The 22,891-nt window shown below is 65.6% G+C and carries 20 protein-coding genes; 13 read left to right on the forward strand and 7 right to left on the reverse strand.

What is annotated here, in order from left to right; all coding sequences use genetic code 11:
- Positions 1 to 200: 200 nt before the first annotated feature.
- Genes ACSQ27_RS19070 through ACSQ27_RS19080 form a run of 3 tightly spaced genes read left to right on the forward strand, consistent with a single transcriptional unit; the run spans position 201 to position 2,847 of the window.
- The gene (locus tag ACSQ27_RS19070; protein WP_436157058.1) at positions 201 to 476 is read left to right on the forward strand and encodes a DUF4242 domain-containing protein; all 276 of its coding nucleotides are present in this window, start codon (positions 201 to 203) and stop codon (positions 474 to 476) included.
- A gap of 9 nt (positions 477 to 485) precedes the next feature.
- Complete coding sequence (locus tag ACSQ27_RS19075) at positions 486 to 2,315, forward strand: BTAD domain-containing putative transcriptional regulator (protein WP_436157059.1); 1,830 nt, start codon at positions 486 to 488, stop codon at positions 2,313 to 2,315.
- A gap of 34 nt (positions 2,316 to 2,349) precedes the next feature.
- A complete protein-coding gene (locus ACSQ27_RS19080) occupies positions 2,350 to 2,847 on the forward strand; it encodes a DUF2917 domain-containing protein (protein WP_436157060.1) in 498 nt (165 codons plus the stop codon).
- Here ACSQ27_RS19080 and ACSQ27_RS19085 read toward each other — a convergent pair.
- Positions 2,833 to 3,792 carry a LysR family transcriptional regulator gene (locus tag ACSQ27_RS19085; RefSeq protein WP_436157061.1) on the reverse strand — a complete coding sequence of 320 codons (960 nt, stop codon included), beginning with the start codon at positions 3,790 to 3,792 and terminating at the stop codon, positions 2,833 to 2,835. The genes ACSQ27_RS19080 and ACSQ27_RS19085 overlap by 15 nt on opposite strands.
- 87 nt (positions 3,793 to 3,879) lie before the next feature.
- On the opposite strand from ACSQ27_RS19085, the gene ACSQ27_RS19090 reads away from it, so the two are divergent.
- The 3 genes from ACSQ27_RS19090 to ACSQ27_RS19100 are packed head-to-tail and all read left to right on the forward strand — an operon-like array spanning position 3,880 to position 5,875.
- On the forward strand, positions 3,880 to 4,518 hold the full coding sequence (locus ACSQ27_RS19090; RefSeq protein ID WP_436157062.1) for a DsbA family protein: 639 nt from the start codon (positions 3,880 to 3,882) through the stop codon (positions 4,516 to 4,518).
- Positions 4,519 to 4,575: 57 nt separating this feature from the next.
- Positions 4,576 to 5,475 carry an MBL fold metallo-hydrolase gene (locus ACSQ27_RS19095; protein WP_436157063.1) on the forward strand — a complete coding sequence of 300 codons (900 nt, stop codon included), beginning with the start codon at positions 4,576 to 4,578 and terminating at the stop codon, positions 5,473 to 5,475.
- Positions 5,476 to 5,479: 4 nt separating this feature from the next.
- The gene (locus ACSQ27_RS19100; RefSeq protein ID WP_436157064.1) at positions 5,480 to 5,875 is read left to right on the forward strand and encodes a nuclear transport factor 2 family protein; all 396 of its coding nucleotides are present in this window, start codon (positions 5,480 to 5,482) and stop codon (positions 5,873 to 5,875) included.
- An 80-nt stretch (positions 5,876 to 5,955) separates the two neighbouring features.
- Here the strand turns inward: ACSQ27_RS19100 and ssb are convergent, their stop codons facing one another.
- Entirely contained in the window at positions 5,956 to 6,456 is a 501-nt protein-coding gene (ssb, locus tag ACSQ27_RS19105) for a single-stranded DNA-binding protein (protein ID WP_411885621.1), read from the reverse strand.
- A 53-nt stretch (positions 6,457 to 6,509) separates the two neighbouring features.
- Positions 6,510 to 7,742 carry an MFS transporter gene (locus ACSQ27_RS19110; RefSeq protein WP_436157259.1) on the reverse strand — a complete coding sequence of 411 codons (1,233 nt, stop codon included), beginning with the start codon at positions 7,740 to 7,742 and terminating at the stop codon, positions 6,510 to 6,512.
- A 211-nt stretch (positions 7,743 to 7,953) separates the two neighbouring features.
- On the opposite strand from ACSQ27_RS19110, the gene uvrA reads away from it, so the two are divergent.
- Both uvrA and ACSQ27_RS19120 read left to right on the forward strand, forming a co-directional pair.
- Entirely contained in the window at positions 7,954 to 11,025 is a 3,072-nt protein-coding gene (gene uvrA / locus ACSQ27_RS19115; protein WP_436157065.1) for an excinuclease ABC subunit UvrA, read from the forward strand.
- Between the two features lie 166 nt (positions 11,026 to 11,191).
- Positions 11,192 to 12,127, forward strand: a complete 936-nt coding sequence (locus tag ACSQ27_RS19120; protein ID WP_436157066.1) for a DMT family transporter — start codon at positions 11,192 to 11,194, stop codon at positions 12,125 to 12,127.
- 21 nt (positions 12,128 to 12,148) lie between these two features.
- On the opposite strand, the gene ACSQ27_RS19125 is transcribed toward ACSQ27_RS19120, so the two are convergent.
- Positions 12,149 to 12,889 (reverse strand): N-acetyltransferase family protein, encoded by a 741-nt coding sequence (locus ACSQ27_RS19125; protein WP_436157067.1) that lies wholly within the window; start codon positions 12,887 to 12,889, stop codon positions 12,149 to 12,151.
- Positions 12,890 to 13,152: 263 nt separating this feature from the next.
- Positions 13,153 to 13,626 carry an Lrp/AsnC family transcriptional regulator gene (locus ACSQ27_RS19130; protein ID WP_436157068.1) on the reverse strand — a complete coding sequence of 158 codons (474 nt, stop codon included), beginning with the start codon at positions 13,624 to 13,626 and terminating at the stop codon, positions 13,153 to 13,155.
- A gap of 118 nt (positions 13,627 to 13,744) precedes the next feature.
- Between ACSQ27_RS19130 and hppD the strand changes: the two genes are divergently transcribed.
- Genes hppD through phhA form a run of 3 tightly spaced genes read left to right on the forward strand, consistent with a single transcriptional unit; the run spans position 13,745 to position 16,655 of the window.
- Positions 13,745 to 14,908, forward strand: coding sequence for a 4-hydroxyphenylpyruvate dioxygenase (gene hppD, locus ACSQ27_RS19135; protein WP_436157069.1), 1,164 nt, complete (start codon positions 13,745 to 13,747; stop codon positions 14,906 to 14,908).
- A gap of 35 nt (positions 14,909 to 14,943) precedes the next feature.
- On the forward strand, positions 14,944 to 15,759 hold the full coding sequence (locus ACSQ27_RS19140) for a transporter substrate-binding domain-containing protein (protein ID WP_436157070.1): 816 nt from the start codon (positions 14,944 to 14,946) through the stop codon (positions 15,757 to 15,759).
- Positions 15,747 to 16,655 carry a phenylalanine 4-monooxygenase gene (phhA, locus tag ACSQ27_RS19145; RefSeq protein WP_436157071.1) on the forward strand — a complete coding sequence of 303 codons (909 nt, stop codon included), beginning with the start codon at positions 15,747 to 15,749 and terminating at the stop codon, positions 16,653 to 16,655. Before ACSQ27_RS19140 ends, phhA begins: the two co-directional genes overlap by 13 nt.
- Here phhA and ACSQ27_RS19150 read toward each other — a convergent pair.
- Together ACSQ27_RS19150 and ACSQ27_RS19155 are read right to left on the reverse strand one after the other, a co-directional pair.
- Entirely contained in the window at positions 16,652 to 20,080 is a 3,429-nt protein-coding gene (locus tag ACSQ27_RS19150) for a response regulator (protein ID WP_436157072.1), read from the reverse strand. The two genes, phhA and ACSQ27_RS19150, sit on opposite strands and share 4 nt — an antisense overlap.
- Positions 20,077 to 21,189, reverse strand: coding sequence for a response regulator (locus ACSQ27_RS19155; RefSeq protein WP_436157073.1), 1,113 nt, complete (start codon positions 21,187 to 21,189; stop codon positions 20,077 to 20,079). The genes ACSQ27_RS19150 and ACSQ27_RS19155 overlap by 4 nt, the downstream gene beginning before the upstream one ends.
- A 473-nt stretch (positions 21,190 to 21,662) precedes the next feature.
- Between ACSQ27_RS19155 and ACSQ27_RS19160 the strand changes: the two genes are divergently transcribed.
- Both ACSQ27_RS19160 and ACSQ27_RS19165 read left to right on the forward strand, forming a co-directional pair.
- Complete coding sequence (locus tag ACSQ27_RS19160; RefSeq protein WP_436157074.1) at positions 21,663 to 22,196, forward strand: hypothetical protein; 534 nt, start codon at positions 21,663 to 21,665, stop codon at positions 22,194 to 22,196.
- Positions 22,197 to 22,217: 21 nt separating this feature from the next.
- On the forward strand, positions 22,218 to 22,883 hold the full coding sequence (locus tag ACSQ27_RS19165) for a class I SAM-dependent methyltransferase (RefSeq protein WP_436157075.1): 666 nt from the start codon (positions 22,218 to 22,220) through the stop codon (positions 22,881 to 22,883).
- Positions 22,884 to 22,891: the final 8 nt, after the last annotated feature.

Consider the following 22,891-nt stretch of genomic DNA (forward strand, 5'->3'; position numbering starts at 1 on the left):
TGGAAAGGGCCGCCGCCAGGCAGGGCACCACGAACACTCAGATGCTATCCATGAAAGGCACATTCCGGCCCGCCCAACTTGTAAGCAAAAAGGCACAAATGGGCTAGGCCGGCACGCCCTCTGAACCCATTTCCTCACACGCAGGCTCACACGTACACTGCCTATCGTCGGGTCTCCTTCAACTTTTTACGGAGACAGTAATGCCCAAATTCGTGATCGAACGTGCCATCCCCGGACTCGGCGCCCTCAAGCCCGCCGAGCTGCACTCCATCTCCCAGAAATCGTGCGGCGTGCTGCGCGAGCTGGGCCCCGAAGTGCAGTGGGTCAAGAGCTACCTGACGGGAGGCAAGATGTACTGCATCTACAACGCGGCCAGCGAAGATCTCGTGAGGGAGCATGCGCGCAGGGGCGGCTTCCCGGCGGACTCCGTCGCGCGGGTCACCGGCGTCATCGACCCCACCACCGCCGAAGCCTGAGGCCCGCCGGTGGACGCGCAAACCCCCAGCCTGCCGCCACCACCCCTGGGGCTTGCCGTCCACCTGCTGGGCCCGCCGCGCGTGGAGCGCGACGGCCAGCCCGTGCCGGCGCCGCGCGGGCACAAGGCCTGGGCCCTGCTGGCCTATCTGGTGCGCAGCGATGCGCCGGTCAGCCGCAAACACCTGGCGGGCTTGCTGTTCGAAGATGCCGAAGACCCGCTGGCCGCCCTGCGCTGGAACCTCAGCGAACTGCGCCGCCTGCTCGGCCATGCGGAATTGCGCGGCGAACTGATCGCCCTGCCCTTGACGCCGGCCAGCTATGTCGACCTCAGGGCCGTGCTGTCAGGAAGCTGGGCGCAAGCCCTGTGCGTGCCCGGCCTGGACCGCGAACTGCTGGAGGGCATGAACTTCTCGGGCAGCCCGGCCTTCGAGGTCTGGCTCGCCACGGAGCGCCGCCATCTTCAGGCTGCCGCGGAAGCCGTGCTGCGCGAGGCCGCCCTGGCCCGCATGGCCGCCGGCGCCATGGCCGAAGCGGCCGGGCTGGCCGGCCGGCTGGTGCGGCAAAACCCGCTCGACGAAAACTACCAGGCCCTGCTGGTGCGCAGCCTCGCGGCTTCGGGCGACGGGGTCGGCGCTGCGCGCCAGGCCGCCGCCTGCCGTGAGTTGTTCCAGCGCGAACTCGGCGTGCAACCCGGCGCCGCGCTGGACGTAGCCCTGCGCACAGCCACTGCGACGCCTACCGCGCGGCCCGCCACCGGGCGCGCCGCCGCACTCGCGCAACTGGAAGCCGGGGAGGCGGCGATCGGCGCCGGCGCGCTCGATGCCGGGCTGCAATGCCTGCGCCGCGCCATCGTCGAGGCCGACGCCACCGGCGACGCGGCGTTGCGCGCGCGCGCCCGGGTGGCCCTGGGCGGCGCGCTGGTGCATGCCGCGCGCGGGCGCGACGAGGAAGGCGCCACGGCGCTTCACGAGGCGCTGGAAGTCGGTCACGACGTATCGCCGGTGCTCGCCGCCGCCGCGTGCCGTGAACTCGGTTACGTCGAGTTCCTGCGCGGCCGCTATGAACGCACCCTGGCATGGTTGCAGCGCGCAAGGCCGCTGGCCGGCGAGGACCGCGCGGAACTGGCACGCATCGCCACCGTCTACGGCGCCGCGCTCAGCGATACCGCGCACTACGCGCCCGCCATTGCCTTGCTGCAAGAGGCCGACGCGCTAGGTGCCGCAGCCGGCGACCCCAGGCAGCGTGCTTATGCGCTGTCCATGCTTGGCCGCGCGCTGCTGCTGCACGATGAGCTTGACGCCGCCGCCGACGCCCTGGACCGGTCGGTGGCGCTGGCCCAGCCGGGCTGGACCGCTTTTGTGCCCTGGCCGCAATCGCTGCGGGCCGAAGTCGACCTGCTGCGCGGCGACGTGGAGGCCGCCGCGAACCGTTTCGAGCATGCCTTCGCGCTCGGCTGCCAGATCGGCGATCCTTGCTGGGAAGGCATTGCCGGCCGGGGGCTGGGACGCGTGGCGATGGCGCGCGGCGAGCCCCGGCGCGCCGCCGAGATCCTGGTCGATGCATTGGCACGCTGCGTGCGCCTGCCCGATGCCTACCTGTGGGGCAAGGCCTATGCGCTCGACGCGCTGTGCGGCGTCGCGGTGGCAGAGGCCATGCCCCAGGCTTCGGCCTGGATCAACGAACTGCAGGAGCTCGCCGCGCGCAGCGGCATGCGCGAACTGACGGTGCGTGCCTGCCTGCATCGCGCGGCCCTGGGCGACGGCGCAAGCCTGGCCGCGGCGAAGCTGCTCGCCGGCCAGATCGACAACCCCGCGCTGCATGCCCTTGCCGGGCTTTGACACCGGCGACGGCGGCAATACCGCAAAAAGGTTCATGATGAATGCGAAACCCAAGAGCGCCGTGCTTCACGGCGCAACCCGGCACCTGGTGCCCGGCCAGGCGCTGCGCCTGCCCCGGCGCGGCGGCGAATTGACAGTGCTGCGGGGGCGCCTCTGGCTGACGCGCCACAACGATCCCGGCGACCACTTCATCGACGCCGGCCAGCGCCTGCACCTTGCCGACCATGAGAACGCGGTGATCGAACCGGCGGGAAGCGCGCAGGGCGTCATCCTGCGCTGGGAGCCTCGCTGCGCAAGTTTCACCGGCGCCTTGCTCGCCCGGCCCTTGAGCGCCACGGCCTTCGTGGCTTTGATGGCGGCCCGTGGCTTCGCCGCGCTGGCGCGCAAGGCGGCGGCGGGCGCAAGGCGCGCGCGTGGCCACGACGGGATCAACGACGGCCACGCCGTGTTCGTCGCGCTGGAAGGCGGCGCGGGAGCGGAGCCCGCACGCCTGAAGAGACCCTCCGCGGGCCGGGCGTCAGCTTGCGCTTGACGCGTTGACGGCCTGCCGCTGCTGCTCCCTGTCCGCCAGCAGGTCGACAAAGGCACGGACCTTCGCGGGACGAAAGCGCGCGGCCGGAAAGACCGCGTGGATGCCGCCTGAAGGCAGCTGCCACTGCGGCAGGACCTGGATGAGGCGGCCGGCCGCAAGATCGGCGGCCACCGCATAGTCCGGCAGCACCGAGAGCCCCGCGCCCTGGAACACGGCTTCGCGCACGGCGAGTGTGGCGTCGAGAAAAATCGAGGCCTGCACACTCACGGCCTGGCGCTCGCTCTCGTTGAGCGTGAAATTCCATGTGAGGTGGTCGCGCAGGGCGGTGTTGGCGATGAAGGGCAGGCCGGCGATGTCTTGCGGGCCGGTGAGCCGCGCCACTTGCGGCTGCATGGCCGGCGACGCCACGAGCAGTTGCCGGAAAGCGCCGATTTTTCGCGCCTGCAGGCTGGTTTCGGCTAGCCAGCCGACACGGATCGCCAGTTCGATGTTGCCCGACATGAGGTCCAGAGTCTGGTCGGTGAGGACGGCATCGACCTTGCATGCGGGATAGCGCCGGATAAAGGCGGCGATGGCCGGCACCACCACGCCGACACCGTAGTCGAAAGGCGCGGTGAGCCGCAGCATGCCGGACGGCTCCGCCGAGGTCTCGGCCAGGTCGTCGAAGGCATCGCCGGCTTCGCGCAGGATCAGCGCGCAGCGCAGGTAGAAGGCCTGGCCCAGTTCGGTGGGCTGCACCTTGCGTGTGGTGCGGACCAAGAGTGATGTCCGGAATTCGCGCTCCAGCCGCGCAACCTGCTGGCTGACCACTGCCTTGGTGATTCCCAGGCGGTCCGCTGCCGCGGTGAAAGAGCCGGTTTCCACCACCGCCGCGAAGTAAGCCAGGCGCCTCAGGTTTCCCAGCCCTCCAAGCCCGCCCTCGTCTTGATTGTTTGCTTTAAACATACATTGTGTTTATCAGAGATGTCTTTAACAGTCAATGCATAGTGCCTACGATCACCACCAGTGAGCCAGAAACGTCCAAAGAACCCCATGACCAAGACCCTCCATTACCTGTTCGACCCGCTGTGCGGCTGGTGCTACGGCGCCATACCGGCGCTCTCGGCCTTGAGCGAAGTTCCAGCTGTCAGCATCGAATTGCTGCCGACGGGGTTGTTCTCCGGCGAGGGCGCACGGCCCATGAACAGTGAGTTCGCCGCCTATGCCTGGTCCAACGACCAGCGTATTGAGCGCCTGACGGGGCAGCGCTTCACCGAGCAGTACCGCGAGCAGGTTCTCGGTGATCGCCAGCGGCTGTTTGACAGCGGCCCCGCCACCTTGGCGCTGACGGCCGTGTCATTGACGGCGCCGGGCCGGGAACTGGAAGCCCTCAAGGCGATACAGAGTGCGCGCTACGTGGACGGCAAGGACACAACCTCGTTGGCAACCCTGGCCGGCATTCTGCGTGGGCTCGGCCTCGAGCAGGCCGCCGCAAGGGTGGCGCAGCCTGATGAGGATCTTCTCGCGGCCAACCAGGCCCGCATCAGCCGCGGGCAGGCCTTGATGCAGGAGTTCGGCGCGCGTGGCGTGCCCACCCTGGTGGCCGAATCGGGCGCCAAGCGCTGGGTCGTAAATCACGCCGATTTTTATTCCAATCCGCGCGCGCTGGCCGGCGCGCTCGAGGCGGCCTGAGCCCCACCGCCCTCCCCGCAACCCGTTCAGTTAACTGTCCAAGAAGAAGGAAAAACCATGACCACACGAAGAGAAGCAATCAAAACTGTAGCCGGCGCGGCTGTCGCGACGGCCATCCTAGGAGTGAAAAGCGCTATGGCTGCAAATACCCAACTGACCTGGAAACATTTCCCCGCCGGCGAACACGGATTCTTCCGTGCCCCGGTACTGATCTCCGGCGAGCGTGAAGCCGTCCTGATCGACGGAGGCTTTACGCTTCCCGACGGCAAGGCGCTGGCCAAAGCCATCAAGGCCACCGGCAAAAAGCTGACGACCATTTACATCAGCCAGAGCGATCCTGACTACTACTTCAGCCTGGCGCCCATCAAGGCGGCATTTCCCGACGCCAAGGTGATCGCCGCACCGGCCACCATCGCGGCCATCAAGGGCAACGTGGAAAAGAAGCTGGCAACCTGGGGCCCGCAGCTCAAGGAGAATGGCCCACAGGCGCTGGCGGACATCGTGATGCCTGAAGCCTTTGATGGCCGCAGCCTCAGCGTGGAAGGCCAGGCCATCGAGATCGTCGATGCCGACGGCCTGCCCAATCGCCGCTACATCTGGGTGCCTTCGCTGAACGCCATCTTCGGCGGTGTGCTGCTGTTCTCCGGCGTTCACGTGTGGACCGCCGACACACAGGGCGCCGAGGCGCGCGCAGCCTGGGTGAAGACGCTTGACGCCATGGCCGCGCACAAGCCCGCCGTGGTGGTCCCCGGCCACATGGCAGTCACGGCGGCTGTAGACGCAAGCGCGATCCAATACACACGCGACTACCTCGTGGCTTTCGAGGAAGTGCTGGCCAAGGCCGCCGACAGCGGCGCCCTCATCGCGGCCATGACCCGGCGTTACCCGAACGCCGGCATGGGCGTGGCGCTGCAAATCGGCGCCAAGGTCGCCAAGGGCGAGATGAAGTGGGGTTGAAGCCATGATGTCGAACATCGACATCGTCCGCGCCCATTACGCCGCCTCGGCCCAGGGAAACATCGACGAAATGATGGCCCATGTTTCGCCCCAGGTGCGCTGGACCGAGATGGCGGGCTTTCCCTGCGCGGGTACCTGGGTCGGGCCGCAGGCGGTGGCCGAGAACGTCTTTGCCGTGCTGGGCCGGGACTGGATCGGCTATCGCTTCGAACTGCAAAGCCTCATCGACGGTGGTGAGCACATCGTCGGGATGGGCAGCTACCACGGCACTTACCGCGCCACGGGAAAGGACATGCAGGCCCGTGTGGCCCACGTCTGGCACCTGCGGGACGGGAAGGTCGTGGCCTTTGAGCAATTCACGGACACGCTGCTGGTCCGTCAGGCCATGAGCAACGAATAAAAAAGGAAAGACAGAAAAGAAAAAACCCGCCCTCCTCTCGGAGCGCGGGCTTCAATCAAAAGGCTTTTCCGTATCTGTATTTAGAACGGGATGTCGTCATCCATGTCGTCAAAGCCGCTGGCCGCCTTGGACGCCGCGGGCGCTTGCCGCGGTGCGGCTGCAGCCGGCGCGCGCGCGGGTGCGGACTGGCGCGGAGCCTCGTAGCCGCCGCCACCGCCGTCGTCACCGCCGGGACCGCCCATGCCCTGGCGGCTGCCCAGCATCTGCATCTGGTCGGCGCGGATTTCAGTGGTGTATTTTTCGATGCCGTCCTTGTCGGTCCACTTGCGCGTGCGCAGCGAGCCTTCGACATACACCTGCGAGCCTTTGCGCAGGTACTGGCCGACGATTTCGGCCAGGCGGCCGTTGAACACCACGCGGTGCCATTCTGTGGCCTCTTTCATTTCGCCGGTCTGCTTGTCCTTCCACTTGTCGGTGGTGGCGATGGTGACGTTGGCGACCTGGTCGCCGCTCGGGAAGCTGCGCATTTCGGGGTCGCGGCCCAGATTGCCGACGACGATGACTTTATTGACGGATGCCATGAGGGGTTCTCCTGAGCTGATCTACAGGGCGGGGCCCTGCTATTTATGAATGGCTACAGTTTAACTGGCTGGCCCGGCAAGGCCTCGCCACCAGTGGTCGCGACCGTCGCATGCCGCCCCGGCGCCCGCATGGGCCAGGCCACCAGCAGCCAAGTGAGCATCAGGCCGCCGCACAGCATAAAAAGCCCCGGGGCGCCGTGCGCTTTGGTGACCCAGCCGCCGACCGCGCCGCCGGCAAAAAACCCCAGCGATTGCAGGGTGTTGTACACGCCCAGGGCCGCGCCGCGCACAGGCGCAGGCGCCAGCCGGGAGGCCAGGCTGGGCTGGGTGGCCTCCAGCACGTTGAAACCGCAGAAAAACAGGAACAACAAGGCGGCCAGCGCGCCCAGGGCGTGCGGCGCTGCGGCCGACGAAGCCACCCACAGCAGCCCCAGCTGCACCACAAAAACCAGGCCCACGGCGCCCAGGAACACCGCCCGCAGGTAGCCGCGGCGCTCGAGCGGGAATAAGACCGCACCCATCACGACAAAAGAAGCCAGCACCGCCGGCAGGTAGACCTGCCAGTGGTGGGCCTTGTCCAGCCCGGCCGCCACCAGCAGCGCCGGGATCGCCACCCACATGGCCAGCTGCACCGCATGCAGCACGAAGACGCCGAAATCCAGCCGCAGCAGGGCGGGGTCTTTCAGGACTTCGAGCATGCTGCCGCGCGGGCGATTTGCATGTTCTACCGGCTCGGGCGGCACCCACCAGGCGACCACCGCGATGCCGGCCAGCGCCAGCGCGCCGGTCAGGGCGAACAGGCCGTGCAGGCCGATGTAAGCCGCCAGCAGCGGCGCGACCAGCAGCGAGAGCGCGAACATCAGCGCGATGCTGCCGCCCACCAGCGCCATGGCCTTGGTGCGCACTTCATCGCGCGTTGAATCGGCCAGCAGCGCGGTGACGGCGGCCGAAATGGCGCCCGCGCCCTGCAGCGCGCGGCCGGCAACCAGCCAGTTCAGGTCCGGGGCCCAGGCCGCGATGAAACTGCCCAGGGCAAATATGAGCAGGCCGGAAATAATCACCGGTTTGCGGCCCCACCAGTCCGAGGCGATGCCGAAAGGAATCTGCAGCAGGCCCTGGGTCAGCCCGTAAATGCCCATGGCCAGGCCGACGCGCGCCGGGTCGTCACCGCCCGGGTACCTGGCCGCCTCCAGCGCGAACACCGGCAGCACCAGGAACAGGCCCAGCATGCGCAGCGCAAAAATCGACGCCAGCGAGGCGCTGGCGCGCCGCTCGGTGGCGGTCATGGGAAAGGACACGGGGGAGGATGGCGCGGGCACGGGAATAAAACAGACAAAAAAGACGAACAAGCGGGTTAAAAATGACCCAAGACGGGGCGGATCGGGAGTTTGGGGCGCCGGGGCGCGGCAAGCCCGGCCGTCCAGACCTTGTACAGACGGCTATTGTGCTTGAAACGGTGCTTCGGTCTATGATGGAGAGTTTTGCGGCTGCCACATCTTGAACTCTCCCGACGACAGCAAATACCTTGCCTCCCAGGCCGCAGAAGGCCGGCACGTGGCGGAGCCCGCCCAGGGCCGCTACCTGGCCCAGGCCCTGGCGGCCCAACGTATCAGCATTCGCGGGGCGCGCACGCACAACCTCAAGAACATCGACCTGGACATCCCGCGCAACCAGCTGGTGGTGATCACCGGGCTGAGCGGCTCCGGCAAGTCGTCCCTCGCCTTCGACACGCTGTACGCCGAAGGCCAGCGCCGTTACGTCGAAAGCCTGTCGACCTACGCGCGCCAGTTTTTGCAGCTGATGGACAAGCCCGATGTGGACATGATCGAGGGCCTGTCGCCCGCGATCTCCATCGAGCAGAAGGCCACCTCGCACAACCCGCGCTCGACCGTGGGTACGGTGACCGAGATCCATGACTACCTGCGCCTTTTGTTCGCGCGCGCCGGCACGCCGTTCTGCCCCATCCACGACCTGCCGCTGCAGGCGCAGAGCGTCAGCGAGATGGTCGACACCGTACTGGCGCTGCCGGAAGACACCAAGCTGATGATCCTGGCGCCGGTGGCGCGCGACCGCAAGGGCGAGTTCGTCGACGTCTTCGCCGAGATGCAGTCGCAGGGTTATGTGCGTTTTCGTGTCGACGGCACAGCCTATGAGTTCGACGACCTGCCCAAGCTCAAGAAGACCGAGAAGCACAACATCGACGTGGTGATAGACCGCATCAAGGTGCGGGCCGACCTGCAGCAGCGCCTGGCCGAAAGCTTCGAGGCGGCGCTGCGCCTGGCCGACGGCAAGGCCATCGCACTGGAAATGGACACCGGCAAGGAGCACCTGTTCAGCGCCAAATTCTCCTGCCCGGTCTGCGACTATTCGCTCAGCGAGATGGAGCCGCGGCTCTTCTCGTTCAACTCGCCCGTGGGCGCCTGCCCGACCTGCGACGGCCTGGGCCACATGGAGTTTTTCGACCCGGCACGCGTGGTGGCTTTCCCCTCGCTGAGCCTGGCCAGCGGCGCCGTGAAGGGTTGGGACAGGCGCAATGGCTACTACTTCTCGATGCTCGAGAGCCTGGCCAAACACTACAAATTCAACATCGACACGGCCTTCGAGGACCTGCCCGACAACGTGCAGCAGGTCGTGCTGCACGGCTCGGGGGACGAGGAAATCAAGTTCAGCTACGTGATGGACTCGGGCAACTTCGCCGGCAAGAAGATCAGCAAGAAGCACCCCTTCGAAGGCGTGATCACCAACTTCGAGCGCCGCTATCGCGAGACCGACTCCGCCGCCGTGCGCGAGGAGCTGTCCCGCTACCGCAGCGTGCAGCCCTGCCCCGACTGCGAAGGCACGCGCCTGCGCACCGAGGCGCGCCATGTCTACCTGGTCAGCGCGCCCGAAGGCGGCGCCCAGCCCGGGCGAAAGGCAATCTATGAAATCAGCCACGCCACCCTGCGCGAGAGTTTTGAGTATTTCAGCACCTTGAAAATGGAAGGCGCCAAGGCCGAGATCGCCGCCAAGGTGGTGCGCGAAATCGGCCTGCGCCTGAAGTTCCTCAACGACGTGGGCCTGAACTACCTGAGCCTGGACCGCAGCGCCGAAACACTTTCAGGCGGCGAATCGCAGCGCATACGCCTGGCCTCGCAGATAGGCTCGGGCCTGACGGGCGTGATGTATGTGCTCGACGAGCCCAGCATCGGCCTGCACCAGCGCGACAACGACCGCCTGATCGGCACGCTCAAGCATTTGCGCGACATCGGCAACAGCGTGCTGGTGGTCGAGCACGACGAGGACATGATCCGTGCGGCCGACCACGTCATCGACATGGGGCCGGGCGCCGGTATCCACGGCGGGCGCGTGATGGCCCAGGGCACTTTCGACGAAGTCAAGAACAACCCCGATTCGCTGACAGGCAAGTATTTGGCGCAGACGCTGAAAATCGCCGTGCCCAAGCGCCGCACGCCCTGGCTGCCGACCGTGAAGGCGGTGGAAATCGCCGAGAAGAAAAAGGTCTCACGCTTTCCGCAAAGCCCGGCCGCCGAACGCCGCGCCGCGCGCGAGGCCGTGCACCAGGCCACGCTGGGCGACATGCAGGCGCTGCGCGTGATCAACGCGACCGGCCACAACCTGAAGGGCGTGAGCGTCGAGTTTCCCGTGGGGCTCTTGACCTGCGTGACCGGCGTGTCCGGCTCGGGCAAGTCCACCCTGGTCAACGACACGCTGTACACCGCCGTGGCCCGCACGCTCTACCGCGCGCACGAAGAGCCCGCGGCACATGAAGCGATTGAAGGCATAGAGCATTTCGACAAGGTCATCAACGTCGACCAGTCGCCGATTGGCCGCACGCCGCGCAGCAACCCGGCCACGTACACAGGTCTCTTCACGCCGATACGCGAGCTGATGGCCGAGATGAACACGGCCCGCGAACGCGGCTATGGCGCGGGGCGCTTTTCCTTCAACGTCGCCGGCGGCCGCTGCGAAGCCTGCCAGGGCGACGGCGTGGTCAAGGTCGAGATGCACTTCCTGCCCGACGTCTACGTGCCCTGCGACGTCTGCAAGGGCATGCGCTACAACCGCGAAACGCTCGAAGTGCAATACAAGGGCAAGAACATCGCGCAGATCCTGGACCTCACGGTCGAGGTCGCGGCCGAGTTCTTCAAGGCGGTGCCCGTCATCGCGCGCAAGCTGCACACCCTGCTCGATGTGGGCCTGTCCTACATCAAGCTGGGCCAGGCCGCGACCACGCTGTCGGGCGGCGAGGCGCAGCGCGTCAAGCTCGCGCTGGAACTGAGCAAACGCGACACCGGCCGCACGCTTTACATCCTCGACGAGCCGACCACCGGCCTGCACTTCGCCGACATCGACCTGCTGCTCAAGGTGCTGCACCAGCTGCGCGACGCGGGCAATACGATCGTCGTGATCGAGCACAACCTGGACGTCATCAAGACGGCCGACTGGCTGGTCGATATGGGCCCCGAAGGCGGCGCCGGCGGCGGCACTGTGGTGGGCGTGGGAACGCCGGAAGACATCGCGGCCAACCCGGCCAGCCATACCGGCCGCTACCTGGCCCGCCTGCTTTAGAGCCGCTCAAAAACCCTCCTGGCGTTGTTGCAACCGCCTTGCCGTGCTGGTGCACTGTCTGCGGCGGCGCGCCTAGCCAGGACCGCTTCGCTGGGTTTTGTGAGCAGCTCTTGGCTCCAGCTTGCACCTTTCTTTTTCCTCATTCTTCTTTCATCGGATTCCGGTTTTGAACAGCTCTACGTTTTTCACCCAGCGCAAAGTCGTTTTCCTGCTGGCTTCGCTGTGCTGCCTGCTGTGGGGCAGCGCCTACCCGGCGATCAAGAACGGTTATGCGCTGTTCCACATCGCCGCCGATGACATTCCGTCCAAGCTGGTGTTTGCGGGCTGGCGTTTTATCTTTGCCGGGCTGGTGCTGCTGGTGTTTGCGCTCCTCAGCAAGAAGCCGGTATTCCAGCTGGACAGGCGGACCTTTGGCCAGGTGACGCTGGTGGGACTGACGCAGACCAGCGTGCAGTACGTGTTTTTCTACATCGGGCTGGCTTATGCCACGGGCGTGAAGAGCTCCATCATGAACGCGACCGGCACCTTCTTCAGCGTGCTGCTGGCGCATTACATCTACAAGAACGACAGGCTCAGCTTCAACAAGGTGCTGGGCTGCGTGGTGGGTTTTGCGGGCGTGATGGTGGTGAACTTCAGCGAAAGCCTTTTGAGCTTTGATTTCACGCTGCTGGGCGAGGGTTTTGTGGTGATTGCCGCCTTTGTGCTGTCCGCCGCCAGCATTTATGGCAAGAAGGTCTCGCAGCGCGTGGATTCCGTGGTGCTCACGGGCTGGCAGCTGGCCATAGGCGGCCTGGCCCTGCTGCTGATCGGTTTGGCCACCGGAGGGTCGCTGACGGGTTTTACCGTCAAGTCCACCCTGCTGATGGTTTATCTCGTGGTGCTGTCGTCGGCGGCGTTTTCGCTGTGGACGATTTTGCTGAAGTACAACCGGGTGAGCATGATCACGGTGTTCAACTTCATGGTGCCGATTTTTGGGACCATGCTCTCAGCGATGTTCCTGGAAGAGCAGTTTCTGGAGTGGAAAAACGGCCTGGCCCTGGTGCTGGTCTGCTACGGGATCTGGCTGGTGACCAAGGAAGAGAAGGAGAAGCCTGCCGGCTGAGCCGGCCGGAAGCCAGGGCAACTACATCGGCATCCGATCCCGCCCATCCCGGACGCCCTGCCGCACCTCCTGGATCGCGCCCAGCAAATCCCAGAACTGCTTGGCCTGGACCTTGAGGCGGTAGTCGGTCTGGGCGATCTGCTCTTCGACCATTTCGGTCATGCGTGAATCCAGGTCGGCCGGCGGCAGCTTGAGGTAGGCCTCGCTTTCGGAGCCGTCGCGCACGATGGTGGCGCCGGCCTTGCGGGCGATGTTGAGCATGGCGGTGTTTTCGCTGAGCGCGTGGATGAACATCATGTCGACGCCGTCGTTGCGGGCGTGCATGACGGCGCGGTCAAAGAGGCGCGAGCCGTAGCCCCGGCCGCGGGCCTGGGCCAGCACCGAGACGCCGAACTCGGCGCAGCTCTTGAGATTCGGGTCGGTCGAATGCGCCAGGTGGGCCATGGCGATCAGCTGCAGCTTGCGGTTGTAGATGCCGAAGATCTCGTCGCGGTCGAAGTTGAGGCCGTCGACATAGCGGCGGATTTGCTCGTCATTGGCCGAGTAGCCGAAGCGCAGGTAACGGTCGTGTTCATCCAGGGCCAGCAGGTGGGCGGCGATGCGTTCCCCGTGGCTGGGGCCTATGGAGCGGATGGGAACCATGACGGGCTGGACGCGCGGGGCGGCAGGCTGCGGCGGTGTGCGCGTCTCGGCTACAGGCGGGCGGAAGAATTCCTTGCTCGCGTTGTAGGATGCTTTTAACAGTGTGCTGGGTGAGACCATGGCTTCAATATAAGGGTTTTCCCTAGAATTCCCAGTCTAAGGGCTTCTCCGGGGCCTTCAATAGGGAGGACTGCCAAAATCGCCCCGAATTGCCGCTTTTCCGCAAAAACAGGTCCTGGCTAGCTATAAAAATCATAGCCAATTGGCATGGAGGATGAAAATGTTGCAGTGCAACAACACAATCCAAACCGCGATCCTGCCAAATCCAGCACACGGCCATTGGCTACCTGCTTGTTGACGCAGGCCTGACTCGCCTCACACCCTCACAAAGGCACGGCCGTGGTCGCCTTGACCCGGTCCAGCACAAAGCTGGTTTTGCAGTCCTGCACGCTGGGGTGCTTGAGCAGGGTGTCCATGATGAAGCGGCTGTAGTGGGCCATGTCCTCGACCAGCACGCGCAGCAAATAGTCCATCTCGCCGGTCAGCGCGGCGCATTCGGCGACCTCGGGCCAGGTCTGCACGCTGGCGCGGAACAGGTCCATGGGGTTGCGCTTGTGGCTTTCGGTGTGCTTTTCGAGGCGCACGTTGAGGTAGGCCGTCAGGCCCAGGCCCACGGCCTCGGGTTTGACCAGCGCCACATAGCGGTCTATGACGCCGTTTTCTTCCAGCCGTTTGACGCGCCTGAGCACCGCGCTGGGCGAGAGGCCCACCTGTTCGGCCAACTGGTCATAAGTGGCGCGGCCGTCATCCTGAAGTTTGCGCAAGATCTGGCGATCGAGCTTGTCGAGTGTTTCCATGCCGCTTATTTTGCAGGTTTACTGCGTCAAAGGCAATTTGAACGCCCTCTTTCGCAGTAAAACTGATGGCGGACGCCGCTAAAGTCCAATGCATAGCCCCACAATTTTGGAGACACGCATGAACGCACGCACCGACGCCACCCTGAACTTTGAACAAGGCGCGGCCTGGGACAACCCCATGGGCACCGACGGCTTCGAGTTCATCGAGTACGCCGCCCCCGACCCGGCCGCCATGGCGGCGCTCTTCGTGCGCATGGGCTTCAAGCCGATTGCCAAGCACCGCCACAAGAACGTGACGCTGTACCGCCAGGGCGGCATCAATTTCATCCTGAACGCCGAGCCCGATTCGTTCGCGCAGCGTTTCGCGCGCCAGCACGGCCCCAGCGTCTGCGCCATTGCCTTTCGCGTGAAGGACGCCAAGTTCGCCTACGAGCGCGCCATCGCGCTGGGCGCCTGGGGTTACGCCCACACGGCGGGACCCGGCGAGCTCAACATCCCGGCCATCAAGGGCATAGGCGACTCCATCATTTATTTCATCGACAAATGGCGCGGCAAGAACGGCGCGCAGCCCGGCGACATCGGCAACATCGGTTTTTATGACGTGGATTTCGAGCCGCTGCCCGGCATCGCGGGCGATGCGCTCAATCCCGCCGGCCATGGCCTGACCTACATCGACCACCTGACGCACAACGTGCACCGCGGCCGCATGGACGAGTGGGCCGGCTTCTACGAGCGCCTTTTCAATTTCCGGGAGATCCGCTATTTCGACATCGAAGGCCAGGTCACCGGCGTGAAGAGCAAAGCCATGACCAGCCCCTGCGGCAAGATCCGCATTCCGATCAATGAAGAGGGCAACGAGAAGGCCGGGCAGATCCAGGAGTACCTGGACCGCTACCAGGGCGAGGGCATACAGCACATCGCCATGGGCAGCAACGACCTGTTCACCACGGTGGACGCGCTGCGCGCCAGCGGCGTAAAGCTGCTGGACACCATAGACACCTACTACGAGCTGGTCGACAAGCGCATTCCGGGCCACGGCGAAAGCGTGGCGGACCTGAAGAAACGCAAAATCCTGGTGGACGGCAAAAAGGGCGCGCTGCTGCTGCAGATCTTCAGCGAAAACCAGCTGGGCCCCATCTTCTTCGAGTTCATCCAGCGCAAGGGCGACGATGGTTTCGGCGAAGGCAACTTCAAGGCGCTGTTCGAGAGCATCGAACTGGACCAGATGCGCCGCGGGGTTCTGGCGGACGGCAAGACAGGCGAAAAAGCGGGCGCACAATAAAGCTCCTTTTGACCCACCCCCTCACGGAGATTTCCATGTCCCTTCGCCTGAAATCGCATCGCCCGCTGGCCGTACTCGGCCTCGCCACAGCCGCCCTGCTGGCCTGCGCCGGCGCCTCGGCCCAGACGGTCGTCAGCATGATGCCGGCGTCCAGCCTGGATGCCGTGCAAAAAGCCGGCGTGCTGCGCATCTGCACGCCGGGCGACTACAAGCCCTTCAGCTTCCACAAGCCGGACGGCACGTTCGAAGGCATAGACGTCGACCTGATGACCTCGTTCACCGCCAGCCTGGGCGTGAAGCCTGAATACATCAAGACCAGCTGGTCCAACCTGATGCCGGACATGACGGCCGGGAAATGCGACATCGCTGTGGGCGGCATCTCGGTGACCACCGAGCGGCAGAAGAAGGCCTTCTTCAGCGCGCCCTATATGGTGAACGGCAAGACGCCGATCGCTCGCTGCGCCGACGTGGCCAAGTACCAGACGGTGGCCGACATCGACAAGCCGGCGACGCGCGTGATCTTCAATCCGGGCGGCAGCAACGAGCGTTTTGCCCGTGCCAACTTCAAGCAGGCGCAGATGCGGCTGAACCCCGAGAACCTGACGATTTTTGACGAAATCCTGGCCAACCGCGCAGACGTGTTCGTCACCGAATCGGCCGAGGCCATCACCCAGCAAAGGCTCAAGCCGGGCCTGTGCGCCATCAACCCCGACAAACCGCTGCAGTACGGCGAAATGGCCTACCTGCTGCCGCGCGGCGACGTGCCCTTCAAGGCCTACGTCGACCAGTGGCTGCACCTGGCGCGCGCCAGCGGCGAATACCAGCGTGTGGAGAGCCAATGGCTGAAGTAGCCGACAGCAAGAACAGCGGCGGCACCCCGCCGCCGGCGGTGTACGGCCAGTCCGACCGCCCGCCGCGCGGCGATTACGCGCGCGGCGGCCAGGTCAACGCGGACTACACCTGCCCGCAAAACTACGCGGCCTATACCGCGGAGGACCACGAGACCTACCGCCGCCTCTACACGCGCCAGTCGGCCCTGCTGCCGGGACGGGCCTGCAGCGCCTTTATCGAAGCCCTGCCCAGCCTGGGCGCGAGCGACGCAATCCCGCGCTTTGAGGACATTAACGCGCGCCTCTTCAATGCCACCGGCTGGCAGCTGGTGGGCGTGCCGGGGCTGATCCCCGAGGTGCCGTTTTTCACGCTGCTGGCGAACCGCAAGTTTCCGGTGACGGACTGGATACGCACACCGGCCGAATTCGACTACATCGTCGAACCCGACATCTTCCACGACCTGTTCGGCCACGTGCCGCTGCTGTTCGACCCAAGCTATGCCGACCACATCCAGGCCTACGGCAAGGGCGCGCTAAAGGCGCATGCGCTGGAACACGGCACACACGGGACGGAGCCGATTCCCGGCGCGGTCGAGATGCTCTCGCGCCTCTACTGGTACACCATCGAGTTCGGGCTGATGCGCGACAAAAAAGGCGGCAATGGCGTCAGCGCCTATGGCGCCGGCATCCTGAGCAGCCCCGGCGAGCTGGCCTGGAGCGTGGAGTCTCCCGAGCCCCAACGTATCCCGCTGCGGGACAACGCCGACCTGCTGCGCTGCATGTCGTCGACCTACAAGATAGACACTTTCCAGCAGCAGTATTTTGTGATCGACAGCTTTGACGCGCTGCTGCGCCTGACGGAGCCGGACTTCACGCCCTTCTACCGGGCCCTGGCCCAGGGCCCCACTGCGGCCTAAGCAGGGCTGGCCATCCAGCCGTTGAGCGCGTGCCGGGTCTGCTCGGCCAGCTCGCACAAACGCGCCACCTGCTGTCCCGCATCGGCCGGCCACTGGCCCTGCAGGCAGGACTGCTCCAGCACAAAACAGGCATCGCTGAGCGCCTCGGCCCCCACGTTGGATGCCGAGCCCTTGAGGGCATGCGCCGCGCGCGAAAGCTCGGCGCTGTCCGAAGCGGCCAGCGCCTCGCGGATGTCGTCCATGCGGTTCGGCGCGTCGCTGGCGAACAGCGCGATCACCTCGCGCGTCATGCTGCGCTCCTCGTCGTCGAATTCCTTGAACTGCTCCAGGCGGCTCCAGTCCATCAAGACCACGGAAGACGGCACCTCAGCCCCCGGCGAGTTGCCCTCGACCGGTGCCGCTTCGGCCGCCATGATTTTCGCGGCACCTGCGTCTTCGGGCTTGCGGGCGTAACGGGCCAGCGCCTCCGACAATTCGTCGATGCGCAGCGGCTTGGGCAGAAAGCCCACCATGCCGGCCGCCAGGCAGCGCTGGCGGTCTTCCTCCAGCACCGAAGCCGTCAGCGCGATGATGGGCGGCGCGGCGGCGCCATGCGCGGCGATGATCTCGCGCGAAGCGGCAAAACCGTCCATCACCGGCATGTTGGCGTCCATGAGAACGGCGGCATAGGCCCGGGGGCCGTCGCGGCTGCTCACGCCGCCTTCGGGGCGCAGCGAGGCGGCCACGCGGTCCGCCGCCTCCCGCCCATTGAGGGCGGTGGCGGCCTCGTAGCCCAGCTTGGCCAGCATGGCCAGCGCCACCTTGAGGTTCACCGCGTTGTCGTCGGCCACCAGGATGAACTGGTTGCGCGATTCGGGCTTGCCAGTTTCGGCCACGGCCTTGACGGCTTCCGGCGCCGAGGTGACGCGGGCGATGGCCTCGAAGAGCTGCGACTGCCGGTAGGGCTTGAGCAGGCGCGCGTCGAACACCTTGGCCTGCTCGCCGGTGGGCATGGTGCCCGAGGTCAGCAGCACGATGCGGCTGCCTGGATACCGTTCGCGCAGGGTCTGGGCAAAGGTCTGGCCGTCCATCTCGGGCATGTGCATGTCGGTCACCACCACGTCGACGGGCGGCTGGCCCCGCAGCCAGTCCAGCGCTTCGGCGGCACGCTCGAACAGCGCGGGCTCCATGCCCCAGCGCCTGAGCTGCTTGTCGAGGATGCGCAGGTTGACGGGGGTGTCGTCGACCACCAGCACACGCTTGCCGGCCAGGCTGACCATGTGCAGCGAAGACAGCTTGGCGATCTCCGGCGCGTCGGCGTAACCGAGCCGCGCGGTGAACCAGAAGGTGGAGCCCTGGCCCGGCGCAGACTCCAGCCCGACGCCGCCGCCCATCAGCCCGGCCAGGCGCTTGCAGATGGCCAGCCCCAGGCCGGTGCCGCCGTATTTGCGGGTGGTGCTGGTGTCGACCTGGGTGAAGGACTGGAACAGCGCTGATTGGCGGTCCAGCGGGATGCCGATGCCGGAATCCTTGACGCGGAATTCAATCAGTCCGCCGCGTTCGGGCGTGGCGTCTTCCAGCACATGGGCCGAGACGATGACCTGGCCGTGCTCGGTGAATTTGACGGCGTTGTTGACGAAGTTCAGCAGCACCTGGCGCAGGCGCGTGACGTCGCCGCGCACCCAGATGGGCAGCTCGTCGCCCATGTCGACCAGCAGCTCCAGGCCTTTTTCGCGGGCGCGCGGCGCGCCGATGTCGCAGGCCTCCTCGATGGTGGCCAGCAGGTTCAGCGGCTCGTTTTCCAGGTCCAGCTTGCCGGACTCGATCTTGGAGAAATCCAGGATGTCGTTGATCACGCCCAGCAGTTGGTCGCTGGAAACGCGCATGGTGTGCAGGTAGTCGCGCTGCTCCGGGTCCAGCGGCGTGTCGGCCAGCAGGGTGGTCATGCCCACCACGCCGTTGAGCGGCGTGCGGATCTCGTGGCTCATGGTGGCCAGGAAGGCGGCCTTGGCGCGCGCTGCGGCCAGCGCCTCTTCGCGGGAAGCCGCCAGTTCGGCAGTTCGGCTGGCGACCCGCGCCTCCAGCGTCTCGTTGGCGTCCTGCAGGGCGATGTTCTGCGCGTCGATGGCGGCGCGGTTGCGCAGGATTTCCTCGGCGCTGTCGTGCATGGCTTGCGAAAGCTGCCGCACCTCGGTGATGCGGGCGTTCTGCTGCACCTGCGGCACTTCGGCGCGCGCCAGCTGTCCGGCGGCGACGCTCAAGGCCCGGAAGCGCCGGCTCAGGCGGTAGGCCAGCCAGGTGGCCAGCAGCGCGCCCAGCACCAGCGCAAGAACCATCACGCCCAGAGTGTTGCGCAGGGCCGCCTGGCTGGCGGCGGCGAAGTCGCTCTCGGGAGCGGCCACCACCAGGCTCCAGCGCAGCCCCAGGCTCTCGCCGAAAGGCTTGAGCACCACGATCAGGGTGTCATCCCCCATGGGCACACGGTGGAGGAAGGCGATGCGCTGCACGCTGTCGGGCAGGGTCTGGCCCAGGCTGGAGGCCACCTCGTTGTAGGCGCCGCGGATGACCGGGTTGCGGCTGTCCAGCGGCTTGCTGCGCTCCAGCTTGCCGCCGGCGCTGGTGAACAGGGGGTCTATCGTCGAGTTGGCGACCAACAGCCCGCGCTCGTCGAGCAGGAAGGCGGTGCCGTGGGCGCTGAAGACCATGGTCTGCAGCAGTTCCTTGAGCTGCGCCAGGTGCAGGTCCACCGCGAACACGCCCAGCGAGCCGCCGTCCGCACCGTACACCGGTTGCGCCAGCGTGATCAACAACTGGTTGTGCACGGTGGAGGGGGATACGGCGGTGAAGCTGCGGCCCTTGTTCTCCATCGCGGCCTGGTACCAGAGCCGGGTGCGGGGCTCGTAGTTTCCGCTGTCGGCCGAGACCTTCTGCCGGCGGTCGCCCGGGTATTCGGCCGAGAAATAGCTGCGGCCCTGCCCGCCCTCCTTGCGCACCGCGACCTGCGTTGCGCCATTGCCGTTTTGCGACAGCGCCTCCACACCCAGGTATTCGCCGCGGTGCGTCGCCAGCACCATCTGGGGCACGCGAGGGCTCATGCGGGTCATGGCAAAGGCGGTCTGCTCGAACAGCGTCGGGTTCTGGATCAGCTGGCGCGCGCGCGCTACACCGGCCTCGCCGGGCTGCTCCTGAACCAGGCCGTTGAGCACGACGTGCGCCTGCGCCAGGTGCTCCTGGGTGCTGATCTGCACCCGCTGGGCCACGCCATCGACGGTTTTTTCGGCCAGAGTCTGCACGCTCTGCAGGTTGCTGCGGTACAAGACCCACCCCACGGTGGCGGCCGGCACGATGGAAAACAGCAGCAGGCTGGTGACCAGCACCGCGCGCAGCGACCAGCTGCGCCCGCGCGGGCCGCCCGCCGCCGCAGCGGCCACCTGGGGTGCCGTCATGCCAGCCCCACGATTTCCACGGTATCCAGCGGCTTGGCGCGCCCGGCGATCTGCACCAGCGCGCGGCGGCCGGTGCGCACCGCGCCGGTCACCAGCCGCGTGGCCTGGACGCTGGCGGCGATGGTCCAGTCCAGCGGAGGGTTGCCCTGGAACAGCCTGAGCGTCGCGGCTACCGTGTCGCCGATGGGCGTGGTCTGGCCGGAGCGGCCTATCAGGCCGTCCAGGCGCGCAAAGGCGACGGGGCCGCTGTGCAGAGCCACGCCCAGGGCGAAGTTCGGCAAGCCGCGCTCCGGAAAGCGCTGGCGCACATAGGTGTCTATGCGTTTGGTGGCGTCGGCCAGCCCCAGTGCCGCGCGCATCGCGCGCAGGCCGTGGTTGACGGAATGGGTGTCGGCGGCGTCGACAAACACGCAGAGCATGCCGTCGCCGACGAACTGCATGTAATGCGCGCCGAACAGGTAGACGGTGTCGCCGACGCTGCTGTACAGCCGCTTGACGACGTCGCTGAGTTCGGGGCCGGACAGGCACTGCGTCCACAGGCCGTAGTCGCGCATGTCGGCGAACAGCACCGTCGCGCTGGCGAATTTGTCGTTGTCCTGCACCGCGCCGGTTTCAGGCCACTGCTGGCTCAGCGACTGCGCCATGCGCTGCTCATAAAGGTCGCTGATTTTCTGGCCCTGCTCCACCAGCGCCAGCTGCACGGCCTTGTCCACCACCTGGGCGCGCATGGCTTCCGCGCGGGTGAGCTTGTTGAGCTGCGCGTTGACAGCCTCACGCAGCTCCTGCGGGGCGAAGGGCTTGGTCAGGTAGTCGTCGGCGCCGGTGGTCATGCCCTGGCGCATGTGGGTGCGGTCCTGCAGCGAGGTCAGCAGGATCACGGCGATGGTGGCCAGGGCGTCGTCGTTGCGCACCCTGTCGAGTACTTCAAAGCCGTCCATCTCGGGCATCTGGATGTCGCTCACCACCACGTCCGGCCTGAATTCCCGGATCAGCTCCAGGCCCTTGGCGCCGTCATCGGCCTCCATGACCTCGTGGCCCTCTTTCTTGAGCACCTGGGTGACCAGCATGCGTGTGCCTGCGTCATCATCAATCACCACGATCAAAGGCATACCAAACTCTCGCTGTTGTGTTGCTGGGGGGCCAAACGCTTATTTTGTCGGCAACTGCCCCGAAAGTCGCGCGGCAACGCTGCTTATTAGCCCGGTTTTTTTCACACACGCCGCCCTGGCACGCCCAAACGTGAGCAATGCGCATGGCCAGCGAAGGATGAATTACGCAGGGAACCGGTAACGACCGGCGCGAGGATGCCCCCAATTCGGCGCTCAGGCAGCAGTGCGCGCCAGATCGGGTTTAATCCTTTTGCCTAGCGGGTAACTCCTCCTCCAAAAAGAGGGCGTAATGGTTTGTTACTTCGCTTACGATATCCATCAAAAAGAGGAGCTTTTCCTTAATCTGCGAAATGGGCCGATTTCCGGGGAAACAAAGTTCCTGACGAGAGGCGTTCAGCGCCCATGGCAGAGTTACAAAAGTACCGCATTCATTCCATCAACCGAAACAGCAGGAGAAACTTATGGGCCTTTTCATGAAAGAACACGACATCTACATCGGAACGATGCTGGATGAATTGAATTTGCGCTTTGCACCCTCGCAGGGCAAAGAATCGCATTTCGGCGGCATCCTCGAAATGGCCGCCCTGCAAAAAGAGTTCAAGCTCTTTAAAAAGGGCCGTTCGTTCAAGATGAGCTGCGCCGCCCTCAACCTGGGCGCCCGCAACAATGAGGTCAAAAACCTCTGGCAGAACCTGCTGGGCAATCTGTACCGGCACGGTTCCAACAAAAAGGGACTGGACGGCGACGCCGCCATCGTGGACGCACTCATCAAGAACCTGGCGTCCAAAACGCCGCTGCCGGTTTTCTTCACCTCCCACGACATGCGCGGCGACAAGGCCAACACGGAAGTCAAGATCATCGACAAGAGCCAGCCTATCCATTACCTGGAGCAGGATTACCTGACGATTTCGATTCCGATGCAGCCGATCTCCGCGGCCAAACAGTCCGCAGCCAAGAAAGCGGACGCTAAAAAACCGGCAGCCAAGAAACCAGCCGCCAAGAAGTGAACGGAATGACGGGCACCCACCATGACCGGGCGTCTGTCCGCTGACCATCCGCTTGCCGCGCTGTACGCGGGCATAGACCGCTACTACTCGCACAAGGTCAACATCCATGGCCCCACCCCCGCAGGGGTGGATTGGCCCTGCCTGCCCACTCAGGAACTGCGTTTCGAGCAGCTCCTGCGCGTGTGCGGCCTGCAAGCGCCTTTTTCGCTGGATGACATCGGTTGCGGCTACGGAGCGCTGCTGGCGTTCCTGGCCAAACAGCACCAGCACGCGGCACGCATCGACTACCTCGGTGTGGACCTGTCCGCCACCATGGTGGCCCAGGCGCGCCTTTTGTGGCGCAAGCGCCCAATGACGAACTTTCTCGTCGCGAACGCCAGCCCGCGGCTGGCGGATTATTCTGTCGCCAGCGGCATCTTTAATGTCAAGCTGGATCAGCCGCGGGTTTTATGGGAAGCCTTCATTGCCCGGACCCTGGCCGACATGCGCAGAAACAGCAGCGTGGGCTTCGCGGTTAATTTCCTGGCTCCGCTTGCGGGGGGCGAGGCAGGACCGCCGGAACTCTACCGCGCAGCGCCGGAGCACTGGCAGCGGCACTGCGAACAGGCCCTGGGCGCGACGGTCGAGTTGTTGCAGGCGTACGGGCTGCAGGAGGAATACACCCTGCTCGTACGGGCGCCCCGTTGAGGCGGCCG

This window comes from Polaromonas sp. LjRoot131 (assembly GCF_964252805.1).
GTDB lineage: Bacteria > Pseudomonadota > Gammaproteobacteria > Burkholderiales > Burkholderiaceae_C > Polaromonas.

Excerpts from the sequence above, each read along its gene's own strand:
- ACSQ27_RS19085 (WP_436157061.1), bottom strand. The coding sequence starts at position 3,792 with ATGTTTAAAGCAAACAATCAAGACGAGGGCGGGCTTGGAGGGCTGGGA.
- ACSQ27_RS19130 (WP_436157068.1), bottom strand. The coding sequence starts at position 13,626 with ATGGAAACACTCGACAAGCTCGATCGCCAGATCTTGCGCAAACTTCAG.
- ACSQ27_RS19155 (WP_436157073.1), bottom strand. The coding sequence starts at position 21,189 with ATGCCTTTGATCGTGGTGATTGATGATGACGCAGGCACACGCATGCTG.
- ACSQ27_RS19095 (WP_436157063.1), top strand. The coding sequence starts at position 4,576 with ATGACCACACGAAGAGAAGCAATCAAAACTGTAGCCGGCGCGGCTGTC.
- ACSQ27_RS19160 (WP_436157074.1), top strand. The coding sequence starts at position 21,663 with ATGAAAGAACACGACATCTACATCGGAACGATGCTGGATGAATTGAAT.
- ACSQ27_RS19165 (WP_436157075.1), top strand. The coding sequence starts at position 22,218 with ATGACCGGGCGTCTGTCCGCTGACCATCCGCTTGCCGCGCTGTACGCG.
- ACSQ27_RS19150 (WP_436157072.1), bottom strand. The coding sequence starts at position 20,080 with ATGACGGCACCCCAGGTGGCCGCTGCGGCGGCGGGCGGCCCGCGCGGG.
- phhA (WP_436157071.1), top strand. The coding sequence starts at position 15,747 with ATGGCTGAAGTAGCCGACAGCAAGAACAGCGGCGGCACCCCGCCGCCG.
- hppD (WP_436157069.1), top strand. The coding sequence starts at position 13,745 with ATGAACGCACGCACCGACGCCACCCTGAACTTTGAACAAGGCGCGGCC.
- ACSQ27_RS19070 (WP_436157058.1), top strand. The coding sequence starts at position 201 with ATGCCCAAATTCGTGATCGAACGTGCCATCCCCGGACTCGGCGCCCTC.
- ACSQ27_RS19125 (WP_436157067.1), bottom strand. The coding sequence starts at position 12,889 with ATGGTCTCACCCAGCACACTGTTAAAAGCATCCTACAACGCGAGCAAG.
- ACSQ27_RS19080 (WP_436157060.1), top strand. The coding sequence starts at position 2,350 with ATGATGAATGCGAAACCCAAGAGCGCCGTGCTTCACGGCGCAACCCGG.
- ssb (WP_411885621.1), bottom strand. The coding sequence starts at position 6,456 with ATGGCATCCGTCAATAAAGTCATCGTCGTCGGCAATCTGGGCCGCGAC.
- ACSQ27_RS19090 (WP_436157062.1), top strand. The coding sequence starts at position 3,880 with ATGACCAAGACCCTCCATTACCTGTTCGACCCGCTGTGCGGCTGGTGC.
- ACSQ27_RS19100 (WP_436157064.1), top strand. The coding sequence starts at position 5,480 with ATGATGTCGAACATCGACATCGTCCGCGCCCATTACGCCGCCTCGGCC.
- ACSQ27_RS19140 (WP_436157070.1), top strand. The coding sequence starts at position 14,944 with ATGTCCCTTCGCCTGAAATCGCATCGCCCGCTGGCCGTACTCGGCCTC.
- ACSQ27_RS19110 (WP_436157259.1), bottom strand. The coding sequence starts at position 7,742 with ATGACCGCCACCGAGCGGCGCGCCAGCGCCTCGCTGGCGTCGATTTTT.